The sequence below is a fragment of the Janthinobacterium sp. TND4EL3 genome, from assembly GCF_900156175.1.
Taxonomy (GTDB): Bacteria; Pseudomonadota; Gammaproteobacteria; order Burkholderiales; family Burkholderiaceae_D; genus Janthinobacterium.
The window spans coordinates 69906-85674 of the sequence record NZ_FTMV01000022.1 but is presented as its reverse complement, the minus strand read 5'-3'; the positions used below and the strand labels follow the sequence as shown (position 1 = coordinate 85674).

The following is a 15769-nucleotide window of genomic DNA, read 5'->3' as shown; positions in this document are numbered from 1 at the left end:
AGTGAAAGATCAGATTGGAACAGTGTACGCAAAACCTGCCTGGCCTTGAAGAGTGGCCAACTACGCATAGGTACATGATCCCACGAATCTAAACACCTATTACGACGATCCCGACGGCGTCAGGCATTTTGAAGACAACGTCCTGTACCATCGCAGGCGACAATCCCGCACGTGTCGTCCGGGAGCGTTTCGATGCCGCTACCGTGCAACGGCTATTGGAAATCGCCTGGTGGGACCGCCCGGCCGAATGGATAGGCCGGCACCTCGACCTGATCCGTGGCGCGGACGTTGACGCGCTGTATGCCGCCACCCGGTGAGATCCTGCATGGCGGGGGGCGGCAGCCACCGACGACAGCGGCCGTCCAATAGGGAACTGGGAAAGCAGAGATGAGCAGGATGCCCGGAGGAGGATAGGTGGCGGTCATGCCACGGATCAGGGCGTTACCAGGCACGCTGGCAATTGCTCCAGGGCAACAAAAAAATTACTGTTTCGATATTTTTATGGATTTGCACAATGGGATATGACAGGATTGATTGGCATTCTGGTGGAAAGTTTCCCGATGATTTACCGGAAGAGAATGGCGGCATCCATATCGGCATGTTCCTGGCCTGGTTGCTGAACCAGGGCATGGCGAGCGATTTCCACCGCACAGATTCCCCCCGGGAGCTAAGGCGTCTGGCAAATCGGGAAATGACCGGACTTGAATTTCTGATCGATGCCTGCGATGGCAAGCTATGGGAGGACGATCTCAACGATCAGGGCAATGCTTTCACCGTTGACTATTACGATGCAAAGTCGACATTTGCCCGACAGCATGGCAGCTTTCTGCAAGACTATTGTGACGTATTCAACCGCCACGCCGCCGCGCAGGGCTTTGAGTACCCGAGCGTCTATCACGTCCAGAATACCTGGGAGAAATTCGATCAACTGAAACCCATCCTCGACCAGCGTTTCAGCCAATGGCAGGCGTGGTCGGCCGATCCCGTCAACCGTCAGTGCGATCCCAAAGCCCAGTTTCTTCATGCTTGCCAGGAAGTCGGGAAATTTCTCGCGCCGCATGGCTTTAAGCCCAACAAGGCAGGAACCGTTTGGAAGAAGGTGGCTGCCGATAAGGACACCGTTTTCGAGGTATCGTTCGAGTCCGAGCGCTATAATTCCCGCGGCGATGTTCGCATGACGGTCGGCCTCTCCATCGCCAGCAAAGCCCTGAAGAAGTGGCTGGCGCAGTGGGGAGGCGCAGCCGGTTACGAAGGTTGCATTGTATTTGGCGGCTTGCTTCGGCCCGAAAAAGCTGCCAGCGCCATTGTCTGGCAGGTGGCGGGGTTGACGGCGCGCTCCTCGATTGAGGAGATGTGCCAGTTGCTCGCCGAACGCTGCCTGCCGCTTTTCTCCTTATTTGCCGATCGTCCGCAGGCGCTTGAACATCTGGCGTCGCATGGTGGCGGTTTCCCCGCCCTTTGCGATTCAACGCCTGTCCCTTTGTCATTCTTGTTGTGCTTCGGCACCCAGGAACAGGCGCAACGTTTTTTCACTGGATACGTTGCTTCCAGACCATCCCCGTGGCGGCGTAATATCTTTCAGACATACACCCGGCTTCAAGCAGGCGAGGTGTGGGAATCTTCCGCCTACTCGAACGAAAGGGACATCAGGCTGGCGTTTCAAAGCGGCCTGACTTTGCCGCCAAAGTCCTGACTTTCTGGGCGGACTCGCGCCAGGCGGGATTTGCGCAACAATTCCAGCCCGCTTGGTTGCTTCCATAAACGATGACGGCGGCCAGCCGTCATTTTTTAGGCGGCTCCGTCACGCGATTCATGCGGGCCGCCGCCGTCTTCGGGGCGGAACCTGCGCCCCGAAGCGCTGGCGCCCGCCAATGCGGACCGCAACCCATCCGGGAAAATGACCGCCCAGGACTGGTATCCGACCGCCTGTCGCAATCGTGCATGGTGGCCGGGTAAGGTGACGTATCGTCAACTTTTCCTTACTGACATCCGTCATTCACCATTGAAAGAGGCGTTCATGCGAGTTCATTCCCTGGCAGTAATCGTTACCCTGTTGTTCGCAAGTGGCGCCCAGGCGGACGCATTGGACGACATCGTCAAAGCCGAAATGACGATGCGGCAAATCCCCGGCCTGTCGCTGGCCATCATCGACAATGGCAAGATTGTCAGGGCGCAAGGGTACGGTGTCACGGAAAAGGGCGGCAAGACGCCGGTCAGCCCGCACACACTGTTCCAGGCCGGTTCCGTCAGCAAACCGGTGGCCGCGCTGGGGGCGCTGCACCTGGTAGAGCTAGGCAAGCTTGCGCTTGACGATGACGTCAATACCAGGCTGCTCACGTGGAAACTGCCGGAGAGTACCCTGTCGGCCGAACAAAAGGTGACCTTGCGCAGGCTGCTCAGCCATAACGCCGGGCTGACCGTGCACGGCTTCCCCGGCTACGCCAGCAATGCGCCGCTGCCCGGCGTGATCCAGGTGCTCAACGGGGAGCAGCCCGCCAATACCGCGCCCATCCGTGTTGACCTGGTTCCAGGCAGCAAGGTGCGTTACTCCGGTGGCGGCTACACCGTCATGCAGCAAATGGTGGCCGACGTCAGCGGTCAGGCATTTGCCGACTACATGCGCGACGCCGTCCTCAAGCCCTTGGGCATGCAGGAGAGCTCCTATCTGCAACCGCCGCCAGCCGAGCGCGCGCGCCTGAATGCCAGCGGCCACCTTGCCGACCGCAGCCTGGTGGCAGGACGCTGGCATGTGTATCCGGAAATGGCGGCGGCCGGTCTATGGACCAACGCGTCGGATCTGGCGCGCTTCGCCATCGGCGTACAGCAGTCTCTGGCTGGCACGTCCAACCCCGTCATCTCGGCAGCCTTGACCCGGCAGATGCTGACCGCGCAAATAGAGAACGCGGGCCTGGGCGTCTTCCTTCACGGCAGCGGCAGCGCGCAACGCTTCTCGCACGGCGGGCGTGACGAAGGCTTCGATACCTTGCTGACGGCATTTTCCGGCACAGGCCAAGGCGCCGTGATCATGATTAACGCCAATGACAACTCCAGAATGATGGACCGCCTGACAGCCGCCATCGGCCGCGCTTATCACTGGCCAGAAGCCGACTATGACGTGTTGCTCAAGCACCCCGCCATCCACATCGATGCCAAGGAACTCATCCGCTACACGGGCCGCTACGAGTTGGCGAACAACACGATGGGAACCTTCGATATGCGGGGTGGCCAGCTACGCAGCATTTTCGATGGCTTGCCCGACGAAACCTTCGTGCCTGTCGGCGCACACCGTTTCCATTCGACGTCGCGCAATTGCGAACTGGCTTTCATCGTCGATGCACAAGGAGAGGTGACGGACGTCGTCGTGACGACCAAGGGCAAAGCCAACAAGGCGCCGCGCATCGGCCCGCTGATGCACACAGTGGCAGAACGCGCCGACCCCCAGCCTGCGCGTACCCGGAACGTGCAGGACTTGCTTTCCGACATTGCGCGTGGCGGCAGCGGCCTGGGCAATTCGGGTTTTGCGACACCGGGCATCAAGAACAACTTTGGCACACAAGCCATTGGCGAACTCGTCAATGTTAAGTCACTCACTTTTTTGCACGAGCAAGTGGTTGCTGGCCGGGAGGTCGAACGTCATGGCAGCAAGGTGGACAGTGTCCTTGCCTACCATGTCAGCGGCATCAAGCCGGAGCGCACATTGCTGGTTTACCTGACTGCGGACGGTTTGCTTACCGACTTCGATCTGGTGGACGACTGAACGCCCGGCGTGCCTGGTCGTCAGGTGGTTTATCTTGTAGAACTTCTTGTGATGAAAATGCGCGTTTCCTTGGAAATAATAAGTCAAATCAGAATCTCCATATTGAAAGAAAAACGATGCTGCCACTGAAGGGGGGATATTAAAGGCCGAAAGCTATAAGCTGATGACGAATTATTCCATATCCAGTCAGCACGTGGCTTTCGGTGACGGAGAAATCGGTGATGGTTACGGCGTGTATGTGAGCGATAAGGCATCGCCTGGATACATAGGCCACTCCGGAAAAGGCCTGGGATTTGCATCAATCAAAGTGTATTTTCCTGAAAAAGATGTCGATGTCATTGTTTTGGAAAATCAGTTTAGCGAAGACAGTGGCGTTAATTGCCATTCGAAATAAAAGTAAGGAAAATAGTAATGAATAGCAGTCTTTTAAGATAGTCAGGTCAATGCGAATTTCCGTTTCGCAAGATGCCTTGCAAGCACGGCCAACGGAATAATTTTCCTGGCGGGGTCACTGCCAGGTGAAAACCATGATCGCGGGGGCCTGGTTTTGTCCTGCGCTCCTGGTCCAGGCAGTCACTTCGCCGCTGTTGACATTCTCCGTCAGGTGTCGATGGGGGAATAAAACGGTATCGGCTTCATATTGCATGTTTTTCCTTGTTTTGCCTTGTAAGTTGGGCGCAATTAAAAATACAATACAAGAAAATTACCAAGGAGAAATATGGGTATCAAATATCGCGTCGATGAAGACCTCGTATTCCTGCCGTATTGCAAGGAAGAGGATTTGCGTGTGTTGGCTGGCTATCTCACGCACGACAAAGATGGATCGGCTCGCATCGCCAGCGAGCTTGTTGAGGATGACAACTTCAAGAAGTTTGCTGGAAAGAAAGACCAGCACCGGCAATGCTGGCAGTTGATTGCCGGAGAGCTTCAGCATTTCGGCGGCGACACGATCGTCAACCTGTTTCGCGGCGATGGCGTGCTTTACAAGGAGATTTTGTCGGACGTATGCGATAACCAGAAAGTCAAGACGGAAAAAAACAGTTCCGCCTATGCGATGGAAAACAAGCTGCTGGAGAAATTCATCGGCGATGCCTGGGAAAAGCTCGGTGCGGAACAACGTGCTGCGCTGCTGAAGGAATTTGATATCGGCAATAACTCACGCGATGCGGAAGGATTGGCCTTGCTGAAAGCGGCCTTGTTGAGCGGCATCGGTTCCCTGCAGATATCGGCGCTGATCGCCAGATCCGCTGCAAGCATGTTCGCGGGACGGGCGATTGGCGTCATTGCGACAGGTGGTCTGGGCAGAAGCCTGGCCATGTTTGCCGGACCGGTCGGATTGGCCGTGTCGGCCGCGCTCACCGTGCCCGCAATCAGCGGCGCCGCATATCGCGTAACCATCCCTGCCGTCATTCAGATCGCTTATATGCGCCGGGAATGCGAAGCACGTGAATTTTTCTAAGGAAATGTAAATGTTGCAAGAAACGATATGGATCATCGACCAGGCCAAATTGAAGCCGGTGTTGATACAAGCGATGGAGGAAGGCAAGGTAGCCATACATGACGGCGTGGCATACTGGGCCGAGGGCAGCGGCGGGTCTGGCATCATCCAGCATCTTCCCTTCAAGGAAAGTGCGGCCAGGAGCGTGGAAGAAGCGCTGAAAATGGCACAGGCGACGACGGTGATCGCCGCGGCCGTTTCGACCGGCATTATTCTTGCCGCGATCGTGGTGCAGACAAAATATCTGGCAAAGAAACTGGATAAAATCCAGGCCACTGTCGATGTCATCGCGCAAGATGTGCGTTCGCAGCACATTGTATTTTACATGGATAAGATCAGTGAATATGTAGGACTGGTGGAGGCAGCGCGAACCTTGTTGCACGATCGTAGCCTGGCATCGGAAATACGCGAGCTTGCCATTCCGCTGTTGACCAGCATGGCGGCGAAACGCAATGAAGTTCTGTCCTTTATCGATAATATTCTCGCCTTGACGAAGTCGTCCAAAGACGTGTCCGCAACGCATTTTGAGCTGATCACCAATTTCGCCCAGTTAATGCTCGACATGATTCCTGCTGGAATTCATATCGAATACCTGCTTTGCGCGCGTATCGGCAAGCTGCGGCTGGCAGAACATCTGCTGCTCGATGGTGCAGGGCGATTCAACGATGGTCTGCAGATTTTCCGTCATTTCATGAATGAGTTACACCGCGAAGTGATACGCGGCGTCGCCGGAGCGCGCAGCGAGGTCTATCGTTCGGTCGAGGCGAATGCGAAACAGCTTTTCCAATCCGAGCACGGAAAAATGCAGCTGTCGCTGCCGGCGGGCCGGGTGGCAATGTAACGCGGGCTGCCTGCCTACGTCACCTCGCTCACCACATACCGGTACTTCCCCGACGCCTCCGCCGCGATCTCGTCGACTTCCTCGATGGCGATGTCCACCTGCGCGCCCAGCCTGGCCCGGAAGCCCCTGACGATGGCGCTGCGCGTGGCGTCGTCCAGGCGCGGCTGGCAGACGAGCAGCACGCGCGTGCGCAGCAGGCTTTCCTGGATGATTTTAAAGCTGCGCACCTGCGGCAGTTCGCGCACGATGTAGACGAGGGCCAGGCCGTGCATGACGGTGCCGTCGGCGGCCGTGAGGAAATCCGTGCTGCGCCCTTCGATCTTCTGCAGCAGGGGCAGGCCGCGGCCGCAGGCGCAGGGCTGCGTGCCCAGCGCGCCCACGTCGCCCGTGGCGTAGCGGATGAAGGGATAGTCCTGCGTGGCCAGGTGGGTCACGACGATGTCGCCCGTGGCGCCAGCGGGCAGCGGCCGGCCCTGGGCATCGACAATTTCCACGATGATGTCTTCGGCCGTGATGTGCATGCCGCCGTCCGGGCATTCGTGAGCGATGAAGCCCGCGTCGCGTCCGCCGTAGCCGTTCGCGACGGGGCAGCCGAAGGCGGCGGCGATCTGCGCGCGCTGCTCGTCGTACAGGCGCTCGGCCGTGACGAACGCCACTTTGACCCCCAGGCCGTCGAGCGGCAGGTCGCGCGCGCTGGCGTGGCTGGCGATGCGGCACAGGGCCGACGGATAGCCGAACAGCATGCGCGGGCGCCAGCGGCGCAGCTGCTCGACGTAGCCGTCCAGGCGCGCGGGCGACATGGCGAACGCGGGCAGCAGGGTGGTGCGCAGCAGCGCGTCGCGCAGGCGGCGCAGGCGGTCCTGCGCGTGCAGCTCGATGGGCGAGCCCCACAGCACGGCTTCGCGGTCGCCGATGTCGACGCCCCACCAGCGCGTGGCGCGCCACCTGGCGGCGATGTCGTGGCTGACCCTGCGCCGGCCGAGGAAGAACTGCAGCGGCTCGCCGCTGGAGCCGCCCGTGGCGAACGGGCGCAAGCCCACGGCGCGCGCGGACTTGAAGCTGTCGCGCGCGCCGGCGATGTCCGCCTTGCGCAGCAGCGGCAGGCGGGACAGGTCGGCCAGTTGTCTGACTTGGGCGGGATCGAAGCCGCTGCGGGCGAACAGGGCGCGGTAGTAGGGCACGTGCCGGCCCGCATGGCGCAGCAACTGGCGCAGGCGCGCCAGCTGCCACTGTTCCAGCTGCCGTGCGCTCCACCATTGCGAGCGTTCCATGCGCCACAGCAGGCGCGTGCTGTGGTGGCGCTTGAACCATTCGTGCAGGGGAAACAGCCAGTGGGCGACGAGGCGCGTGTAGGCGCCGGGACGGGGCGTGGCGCGGATGCGCCGGTAGTGCGTGGCCAGCAGCGGCGCCACCGTGCGCCAGTCGTGCCGCGCCGCCAGCGCCAGGCCGGCCTGCGCCAGCGCCTGCGCGCGCGCCGGGTCGCGCAGCAGGGCGACGATGGCCTGCGCCATGGCCGGCGCGTCGCCGGGCGGCACCAGCAGCGCCGTCACGCCGTCCTGCAGCAGGGCGGGGATGCCGCCCACGTTGGTGCTGACGACGGGCACGCCGCAGGCCAGCGCTTCGAGCACGGAATTGGGCATGTTGTCGGCCAGGCTGGGATTGAGGACGATGTCGCTGGCCTGGTACAGGGCCGGCATGGCGGCACTGTCGACGGGGCCTGCGAAGCGCACGGCAGCGTCCACTCCCAGGGATCTGGCCAGGCGCGCCAGCGCCGCGCGCTGCGGCCCGCCGCCGGCCAGCACCAGGCGCGCCGTGGGGTACGCCTGGCGCACGAGGGCAAAGGCGCGCACGGCGCTGGCGTTGTCGTACAGGGCTTCGAGGTGGCGCGCGACGAGGACGCGCGGGCCGGCGGCGCCCGGTGTGCGCGGCGTTGCCGGCGCAAAGCGCTGCAAGTCCACCACGTTCGGCACGATGTGGGCCGTGTGCCCGTGCTGCTCGAAGAGGCGGGCCAGGTAGGCCGAAGGCACGACGATGGCGCTGGCGCGGCGCAAGCTCATTGAGACCAGGCGCGGCGAGCGGGCGAAAAAGGCTGCCGCCTCGCCGCCCCGGTAGTTGAGCAGGGCCGGCTTGCCTTTCAGGCTGGCGATCCACAGTGCTGGCGCGGCGTGCAAATGCCAGGACCAGCCGGAATTGGCCATGACGTGGAACAGGTCGACCGTATCGGCGGCGCGCCACAGCCGCCACAGGTAAATCGGCAGGCGCAGCGCGGCGCGCAGGTAGCGGATGCGCGCCAGCCAGGGCGGCAGCACGGGGCCGTTGACGGCCAGCAGCTGCACCTGCGCGCCGTCGGCCCGCAGCAGCGCCGCCAGTTGCCGCGTCTGGTTAGCCATGCCGCCGGCCGGCGGCGGCAGCGGGCCGACCAGCGCGATGCGCAAGCCCGTGAAGATCAAGGCATCGCTCCCGCCGCCACGCGTGTCGCCGTTGCGCGCGCATACACGTGCGCGTAGCGGCCCACGCTGGCGGCCCAGCTGCGCTCCGTCTCGACGAAGGCGCGCGCCTGGCGCCGCAGCGGCGTCCAGCTGTCGGGCGCCAGCAGCAGGTGCAGTACTGCCTGCGCCAGCGCGCCGGCATCGCCGGCGCGAAACAGCATGCCCGTCTTGCCATGCTCGACCAGTTCGCGGTGGCCGCCCACGTCGGACGCCACCACGAGGCGCCCCTGGGCCATCGCCTCAAGCGGTTTCAATGGCGTCACCAGCTCCGTCAATCGCATGGGCAGGCGCGGATACACGCAGATGTCGAGCAGCTGGTAGTACGCGGCCACCTGCGCATGGGGCACCCTGCCGGCGAAGACGACGGCGCTCTCGACGCCCAGCTGCGCCGCCAGCGCGCGCAGCGCCGCTTCCTGGGGGCCGCCTCCGGCCAGCAGCAGCCGTAATGCGGGCTGCGCCGCCAGCATGCCCGGCATGGCCTGCAGCAGCAGGGCCAGGCCCTCGTAGGCGTAGAACGAGCCGATGAAGCCGATGACAGGATGACCATCCAAACCCAGCGTGCGGGCCAATGCCGGATTATGAGCGGCATTGAAGGCGCCCGCATCGACGGCGTTCGGGATGACCGTGATTTTATGCGCGGGCACGCCGCGCGCGCACAGTTCGCGCCGCAAGCCTTCGCAGATGGTGGTGACGGCGTCGGCGCGGCGCAGCGCGTGGCTTTCCAGCGCCCGCGTGAGCCGGTAGCGCAGGCCGCCGGCCCGGCTGCTGCCATGGTCGGCGGCCGCGTCTTCCCAGAAGGCGCGCACTTCGTACACGACGGGGATGCCCAGCGCGCGGCCCGCATTCAGGGCGGCGATGGCGTTCAGGGCGGGCGAGTGCGCGTGCAGGATGTCGGGCCGGAGCCGCCGCGCCAGCCTGCGCAGGCGCACGGCCAGTCCGACGATGACGGCCGCCTGGCGCAGCACGGGCAGGCGCGCCCACCAGCGGCGGCTGGGCGCCGTGCGGTAGAAATGCCAGCCGTCGACCAGCTGCTGCCCGGCTTCGGACGGCCCCTGCTTGGCGCCCGTCAGCTGCACGGTGTGCCAGCCCAGCGCGCGCTGCTGCCGCAGGATGGCCACGGTGCGGAACGCGTAGCCGCTGTGCAGGGGCAGCGAGTGGTCGAGGATGTGCAGGATGCGCATGGCCTCACTCCATGGCCATGGCCGGCGCGGGCAGCGGCGCCTGGCGCCCGTCGACGGGCAGCACCTGGCGCAAGAAGGCCTCGAACATCAGCAGCGCCCACAGCGGCGCGCTGTAGTCGCGCCGGCCGGACGCGTGCTGCTCCAGCAGCAGGCGCACGTAGTCCATGTCGAACAGGCCGCACTGCGCCAGCGTGGGGCCCAGCAGCCGCTGCTGCAGGCGCTGGCGCAGCGGCCCGCGCAGCCAGTCGGCCAGCGGGATGGAAAAGCCCATTTTTTGACGGTACAGCAGGGTGTCGGGCAGCAGCGGGCGCAGGGCCTTCTTCAGCAGGTACTTGCCTACGCCGCGGCGCAGCTTCAGCTGCGGCGGCAGGCCGGACATCCACGCCACCAGATCCTGGTCGAGCAGGGGCGAGCGCACTTCCAGCGCATGCGCCATGCTGGCCCGGTCGACTTTCGTGAGAATGTCGCCGGGCAGGTAGGTTTTCAGGTCGAGGTACTGCACCTGCGACAGCGGGTCCTGCGCCGGGCTGGCCAGCGCGTGGCGGCGCAGCACCTCGACGGCGCGGTAGCCTTGCAGGCCGCGCCGCAGCTCGGGGCTGAACAGGCGCGCGCGCATGGCGTCGCCCAGCAGGCTGACGCCGTGAAAATACGCGTCCGTCGTGTCGCGCGCCAGGCCCTCGAACGTGGTCTTGGCGCGCAGGAAGCGCGGCGCGCGGTCGGCCTTCGGATACCAGCGCCCCAGGGCGCCAAACAGCGACTGGCGCAGGCCCGCGGGCAGCATGCCCCTGAGCTTTTCCTCGCGCGCGTGCAGGCGGTAGCGGCGGTAGCCGGCCATGCTTTCATCGCCGCCGTCGCCCGACAGGGCCACCGTGACCCGCTGGCGCGCCAGCTGGCAGACGCGGTAAGTCGGCATGGCGGAGCTGTCGGCGAACGGCTCGTCATACAGGTTCGCCAGCAGGTCGATCAGCTCGAAATCGTCCTGCTCCACCTGGCGCGCATGGTGGAAGGTGCCGTAGCGGCGCGCCACCAGGTCGGCATAGCGCGCCTCGTCGTAGGCGGGGTCGCCGAACGAGATGGAACACGTGTTGACGGGCGTGGCGCTGGCCCCGGCCATCAGCGCCACGACGGCGCTCGAATCGACGCCGCCGGAGAGAAACGCCCCCAGCGGCACTTCGGCCACCATGCGGATGCGCACGGCTTCGCGCAGGCGCGCCAGCAGTTCGTCGGCCAGCTGCGCTTCGCCGGCCGGCGCATGCGGCGCGAACGGAATGTCCCAGTACGATTGCGGCGCGGGCAGCGGCCGGCCGGCGCGAATCGACAGGGTATGCCCTGGCGGCAGCTTGCGCGCGTGCTGGAAGATGCTGCGCGGCTCGGGCACGTAGCCGTAGGCGAAATACTCTTCCACGGCCAGCGGGTCGAGGTCGCGCGGCATGGCCGGATGCGCGAGCAGGGCCTTGAGTTCGGAGCCGAACAGCAGGGTGCCGTCCTGCGCCTCGCCGTAGTACAGGGGTTTGACGCCCAGGCGGTCGCGCGCCAGGAACAGCAGGTGGCGCCGGCGGTCCCACAGGGCGAAGGCGAACATGCCGCGCAGGCGCTGCACGCATTGTTCGCCCCATTGTTCCCACGCGTGGACGATGACTTCCGTGTCGCTCTGCGTGCGGAAGGCGTGGCCGAACTGGCGCAGTTCGGCCATCAGGCTGCGGTAGTTATAGATTTCGCCATTGAAGACGATGGCGATGCTGCGGTCGGCGTTGAACAGCGGCTGCTGGCCGCTGGCCAGGTCGATGACGGACAGGCGCCGGTGCGCCAGCCCCAGTCCCGGCTCGCGGTGCAATCCCCCTTCGTCGGGGCCGCGGTGGCGCAGGCTGTGGTTCATGCGCGAGAGCAGCCCCAGGTCGATGTCGCGCTGGCCCTGCAGGTCGAAGATGCCGCTGATGCCGCACATGGGAAGCCTTTCAGGGAGTGGTGGACAGGGGCGAGGGCTGTGGCGCGCCCGTCAGCCGGTCGTACACGGCCAGGTAGGCGCCGGCCATGGCGGGCAGGCTGTGCTCGGCCAGCACCAGGCGCCGCCCGCGCGCGCCGTGGCGGGGACCGAGTTCCGGCATGCTGTAGTAATCGAGCATGGCGTCGGCCAGCATGTCGGGCGAACCGGGCGGCACCAGCGTGCCGTTCCAGCCCGACTGCACCAGTTCCCCATTGCCGCCCACCTGGGTGGCGACGATGGGCAAGCCTGTCGCCATGGCTTCGAGGATGGTGTTCGAGCTGCCTTCGGCCAGCGACGGCAGCGCGAACAGGTCCATGGCGCGCAGCAGCTGGGCCACGTCGTCGCGCGCGCCGGGCAGCCAGGCAAGATGGGCCGCGCCGGCCTGCTGCAGCAGGGTCAGGCAAGCCTGGCGGCAGGGGCCGTCGCCGACGATGATCAGGCGCAGGCGCGCGTGGGCGCCGGGCTGGGCCAACAGGAGCAGGAAGGCCTGCACCAGCGATTGATAATCCTTGACGGCCGCCATGCGGCCCACGCTGCCGATGACGAAGGCGCCGTTGCGCAGGAAGCCGGGCGGGCCGACGGCCGCCGCCGGTCCCAGGCGCGGGTGGAAATGCACGCTGTCGACGCCGTTGCCGATGTGCGTGACGCGCTCGGGTGCGGCGCCGACCACGTCCACCAGCCATTGTCCCAGGTCCGCGCTGACGGCGATGAAGTGGTGCACGAAGGGCAGCATGCATTTGCGCAGCAGCCGGTATTTGCGGCTGGTGCCGTGCAGGTCGCTGATATCGCGCCCGTGTTCGCCATGCACGCGCAGGCGCACGCCGGCCAGCCAGGCCAGCAGCTGCGCTTCGATGCAGCCCAGGTTGCGCGTGTGCACCACGGCTGGCTGCAGCCGCCTGAGCACGCGGTACAGGCGCACGTAGTGGCGCCAGTCCTTGCCTTCGCGCTTGTCCAGGCTGATGATTTCCACGCCGGGCGCCGTCAGCCGCTGGCGGAACGCCGTGGCGTTCTTCAGGCAGACGATGGCGTGGCGGTAGCGCCCGGGCGGCAGGTGGTTGAGCAGGTTCACGAGGCCGTTTTCCAGGCCGCCCACGTCGAACTGGTGGATCACGTGCACGATCAGCGGCGGCGCATCGCCGCCAGCCGCGTGGCCGAGGGGCAGTTCAGGCGCCATGGGGCGGCTCCTGCAGGCGGCGGCCGATGGCCGGCAGCGCGGCGCGCAAAAACGCGTGCAGCGACGCGCGCGGCGGCGGCGCCAGCTCGTCGTAGGCGGCCATGACGAGGATTTCCGCGCCATCCTGGCGCGTGCCCAGCAGCTTGGCCTGCGCCAGCAGCAGTTTCACGAGCACGGGTTCGGCCGTGGCGACGCCGCCCTGGCGATAGAAGCGCCAGACGAGCAGCCGTTCGCTGCCATGGGCCAGCACGCTTTCGCGCACGGCCAGCGGCCCGCCTGCCAGCGCGAGCTGCTGCGTGCCGTGCGCCAGCGCCACCCAGCGCGCGCCATAGGGCTGGTTCTGGTGCGCCAGCAGTTCGGCGCCGCGCGACTGGCGCGCATACCAGGCCAGTTGCAGGTCCACCTGCGCGCCGTCGTCCTGGCGCGCGTACGTGGCCGCATACCGGGCGGGCGTGCCCGCATGGGGCGCGCGCCATGGGGGCTGCGCGCCGGGCAGGCGGCGCCAGGCGGGCGGGTCGGGCAGGGTCAGGACCATGGCGGGCGGGACGCCGCCGTCGCCCCGGTGGCTGGCCAACGCCAGGGCCGGCCACAGCGCCGCCAGCGCGAGACAGGCCCCGCAGGCGCGCATGGTGGCGCGGCGATGCGTCGTGGCGGCGCGCGCGGGAGCCGGCGCGGGCCGCGCGGCGCGCAGCGGCGGCGCCTCGCGCCAGCGGGCGGCGATCCAGAACAGCAACAGGGCCACCAGGCCGAAGAACAGCCAGCCGTAGACGAGATGGTCGACGCCGACGGCCAGGCGCATATTGCTCAGGTGCCCCAGCATCACGATCAGGTAGGCGCGCGTGCCATTGGCGAGGATGGGCACGAGCACGGCGGCGGCCATGACGGCCAGTCGCCGCCGCGTGCTGCGGAAATTCAGGTGGGCGTACAGCGCGCCCAGCGCCAGCGCGGCGATCAGGTAGCGCAGGCCGCTGCACGCCTCGACCACCGACCAGTTGCCTGTAGGCAGCGATAGATTATTGCCGTCTCGAAACACCGGCACGCCCGTCAGCTGCAGCGCGGCCACGGTGAAACTGGCCGTGAAGTCGATCAGCGGTTCGAGGAAGATTTCGCCGAAGGGCACGGCGAGGAACAGGTAGGCCAGCGGAAAGGCCAGCACGCGCACGGCCGGCCAGCCGAGGATGGCCAGCACGCAGGCGGGCAGCATGGCCGTGGCCGCGTATTGTTCCACCACCTGCACGTTGGCGGCGTCGGCCAGCAGCCAGGCCAGGCCCAGCAGGGCCAGCAGCGGCACGCCCCACGGCGAAGGACGGTGCGCCAGCGCGGCCAGGCGGTCGCGGCGGCGCCAGGCCAGCCAGGCGCTGATGGGCACGATCATGTAGCCGTGTGCGAAGGTCTGCGAGCGCGACCACAGTTCCACCATCGACCAGAACGTGGCGTGGTACAGCAGCGCGACGCCGGCCAGGGCCAGCAGCAGGGCGGGCAGGGCGACGTCGCGGCCGCCGGGCAGCAGGGCCGCTGGCGGCAGGACGCCGGGATTGTCGAGTTGCACGTTCATGTCGACGCTTCCCGCGCCGGCCGCGCCGCGCCCTGGCCGGCGGGCCGTCCCGCGCCCGGCCCGCCGCCGCCCACGCCCAGCATGGCGCCCAGTCCCTGCAGGTTTTTCTCCCAGTCATGGTCCTGCAGCACCAGCTGGCGCGCCGCCGCGCCGATGGCCGCGCCGGCGCGGGCGTCGCCGTCGCGCTGCTTGCGCAGCACGCGCGCCGCGTGGTGGATGAATTCGATGTCGTCGCGTGCGAGCAGTAGTTCCAGGCCCGGCTGGGCGGCGATGCCTTCGAGCGCCTGCGGCGTGGCCAGCACGATCTTGCCCATCGCCATCGCTTCCAGCACCTTGTTCTGCACGCCGCGGGCGATGCGCAGGGGCGCGACGGCCAGGGCCGCGCCGGCCAGGTAGGGACGGATGTCGGGCACCTTGCCCGTCACCGTCACGCCGGCCACCCTGGCCAGCGCCGTGACGGCGGCCGCGGGCCGGCTGCCGACGATGTAGAACTGCAGTTGCGGGAACCGGCGCCGCAGGGCGGGCCACACATGGCGCACGAACCATTGCACGGCGTCGACATTCGGCCAGTAATCCATGGCGCCTGTAAACACCAGCACTTGCGCGCCGGGCGCATACGGTCCGGGCGAGGGCGCCGCGGCCGGGGCGAAATACACGGCGTCGACGCCGTTGTTGAAATGCCCCGTCTTGCGGCGCGCCATGGGGGCGCACTGGCGGAACAGGGCCGCCTCGGCCGGCGAGACGAAGCTGGCGGCCGTGAACTGCTGCGCGATATGGCGCTCGTACTGCAGCAGCAGGCGGGCTTCGTGGCGGTAGAGCTGCGACAGGGGCCAGGGCTTGCTGTCGCCGTATTGGCGCCATTTGTCGGAATCGACGTCGACGAAATCGATCACGCGGTGCAGGCAACGGCCCGCGCTGCCGTCGATGTACTGGGCCATGGGCCCGGAATAGGCGACGGCGTGGCCGACCTTGCCGCTCGATATCACGCCGTCCACCCATTGCAGCAGGCGCGCGTCGCGGTAGTAGTGCACGCTCATCGCTTGCCGCGCCAGCAGCGCCTGCGCCGCGCGCCAGCGGGCCGCGCCGCGCCGCAGACCGACGAAGCGCGTGCTGGCGCACAGGGCGGCGACGGTTTTGGTGTGCTGCCAGTCGTCCTCGTCGTCGATGAAGCAGCCCAGGTGCACGCGGAAATGCCGGCTCAGGTATTGCAGCATGTGCCACGAGCGTATCTTGTCGCCCTTGTCGGGCGGATATGGCAGGCGGTGCACCAGGTAGAGGAGTTCGCGCATG

At 65.9% G+C, this 15769-nt stretch carries 12 protein-coding genes; 5 read left to right on the top strand and 7 right to left on the bottom strand.

Going from position 1 to position 15769, the window contains the following annotated elements; all coding sequences use genetic code 11:
• Nucleotides 1-460 precede the first annotated feature (460 nt).
• The 3 genes from BXA07_RS25845 to BXA07_RS30425 all read left to right on the top strand — a co-directional run bounded on the left by BXA07_RS25845 (nt 461) and on the right by BXA07_RS30425 (nt 4151).
• Nucleotides 461-1693, top strand: a complete 1233-nt coding sequence (locus BXA07_RS25845) for a DUF7832 domain-containing protein (protein ID WP_212592366.1) — start codon at nt 461-463, stop codon at nt 1691-1693.
• 204 nt (nt 1694-1897) lie between these two features.
• A complete protein-coding gene (locus tag BXA07_RS25840; RefSeq protein ID WP_083708545.1) occupies nt 1898-3757 on the top strand; it encodes a serine hydrolase in 1860 nt (619 codons plus the stop codon).
• Between the two features lie 163 nt (nt 3758-3920).
• The gene (locus BXA07_RS30425; protein ID WP_139335761.1) at nt 3921-4151 is read left to right on the top strand and encodes a serine hydrolase; all 231 of its coding nucleotides are present in this window, start codon (nt 3921-3923) and stop codon (nt 4149-4151) included.
• A 114-nt stretch (nt 4152-4265) separates the two neighbouring features.
• Here BXA07_RS30425 and BXA07_RS30940 read toward each other — a convergent pair whose 3' ends face one another.
• Nucleotides 4266-4403 carry a hypothetical protein gene (locus BXA07_RS30940; protein ID WP_170909741.1) on the bottom strand — a complete coding sequence of 46 codons (138 nt, stop codon included), beginning with the start codon at nt 4401-4403 and terminating at the stop codon, nt 4266-4268.
• A 72-nt stretch (nt 4404-4475) separates the two neighbouring features.
• Between BXA07_RS30940 and BXA07_RS25835 the strand changes: the two genes are divergently transcribed.
• Nucleotides 4476-5216, top strand: a complete 741-nt coding sequence (locus BXA07_RS25835; protein ID WP_076572230.1) for a DUF3944 domain-containing protein — start codon at nt 4476-4478, stop codon at nt 5214-5216.
• A 10-nt stretch (nt 5217-5226) separates the two neighbouring features.
• On the top strand, nt 5227-6096 hold the full coding sequence (locus tag BXA07_RS25830) for a hypothetical protein (protein WP_076572228.1): 870 nt from the start codon (nt 5227-5229) through the stop codon (nt 6094-6096).
• Between the two features lie 14 nt (nt 6097-6110).
• Here BXA07_RS25830 and BXA07_RS25825 read toward each other — a convergent pair whose 3' ends face one another.
• Genes BXA07_RS25825 through BXA07_RS25800 form a run of 6 tightly spaced genes read right to left on the bottom strand, consistent with a single transcriptional unit; the run spans nt 6111 to nt 15768 of the window.
• Nucleotides 6111-8546, bottom strand: a complete 2436-nt coding sequence (locus tag BXA07_RS25825) for a glycosyltransferase (RefSeq protein WP_076572226.1) — start codon at nt 8544-8546, stop codon at nt 6111-6113.
• Nucleotides 8543-9766, bottom strand: a complete 1224-nt coding sequence (locus tag BXA07_RS25820) for a TIGR04063 family PEP-CTERM/XrtA system glycosyltransferase (protein ID WP_076572224.1) — start codon at nt 9764-9766, stop codon at nt 8543-8545. Before BXA07_RS25820 ends, BXA07_RS25825 begins: the two co-directional genes overlap by 4 nt.
• 4 nt (nt 9767-9770) lie before the next feature.
• On the bottom strand, nt 9771-11711 hold the full coding sequence (locus BXA07_RS25815; RefSeq protein WP_076572222.1) for an XrtA/PEP-CTERM system amidotransferase: 1941 nt from the start codon (nt 11709-11711) through the stop codon (nt 9771-9773).
• A gap of 10 nt (nt 11712-11721) precedes the next feature.
• Nucleotides 11722-12924, bottom strand: coding sequence for a TIGR03088 family PEP-CTERM/XrtA system glycosyltransferase (locus BXA07_RS25810; RefSeq protein ID WP_076572219.1), 1203 nt, complete (start codon nt 12922-12924; stop codon nt 11722-11724).
• Nucleotides 12914-14479, bottom strand: coding sequence for an exosortase A (gene xrtA, locus BXA07_RS25805; RefSeq protein ID WP_076572217.1), 1566 nt, complete (start codon nt 14477-14479; stop codon nt 12914-12916). Before xrtA ends, BXA07_RS25810 begins: the two co-directional genes overlap by 11 nt.
• Nucleotides 14476-15768 carry a TIGR03087 family PEP-CTERM/XrtA system glycosyltransferase gene (locus tag BXA07_RS25800; RefSeq protein WP_076572215.1) on the bottom strand — a complete coding sequence of 431 codons (1293 nt, stop codon included), beginning with the start codon at nt 15766-15768 and terminating at the stop codon, nt 14476-14478. Before BXA07_RS25800 ends, xrtA begins: the two co-directional genes overlap by 4 nt.
• Nucleotide 15769: the final 1 nt, after the last annotated feature.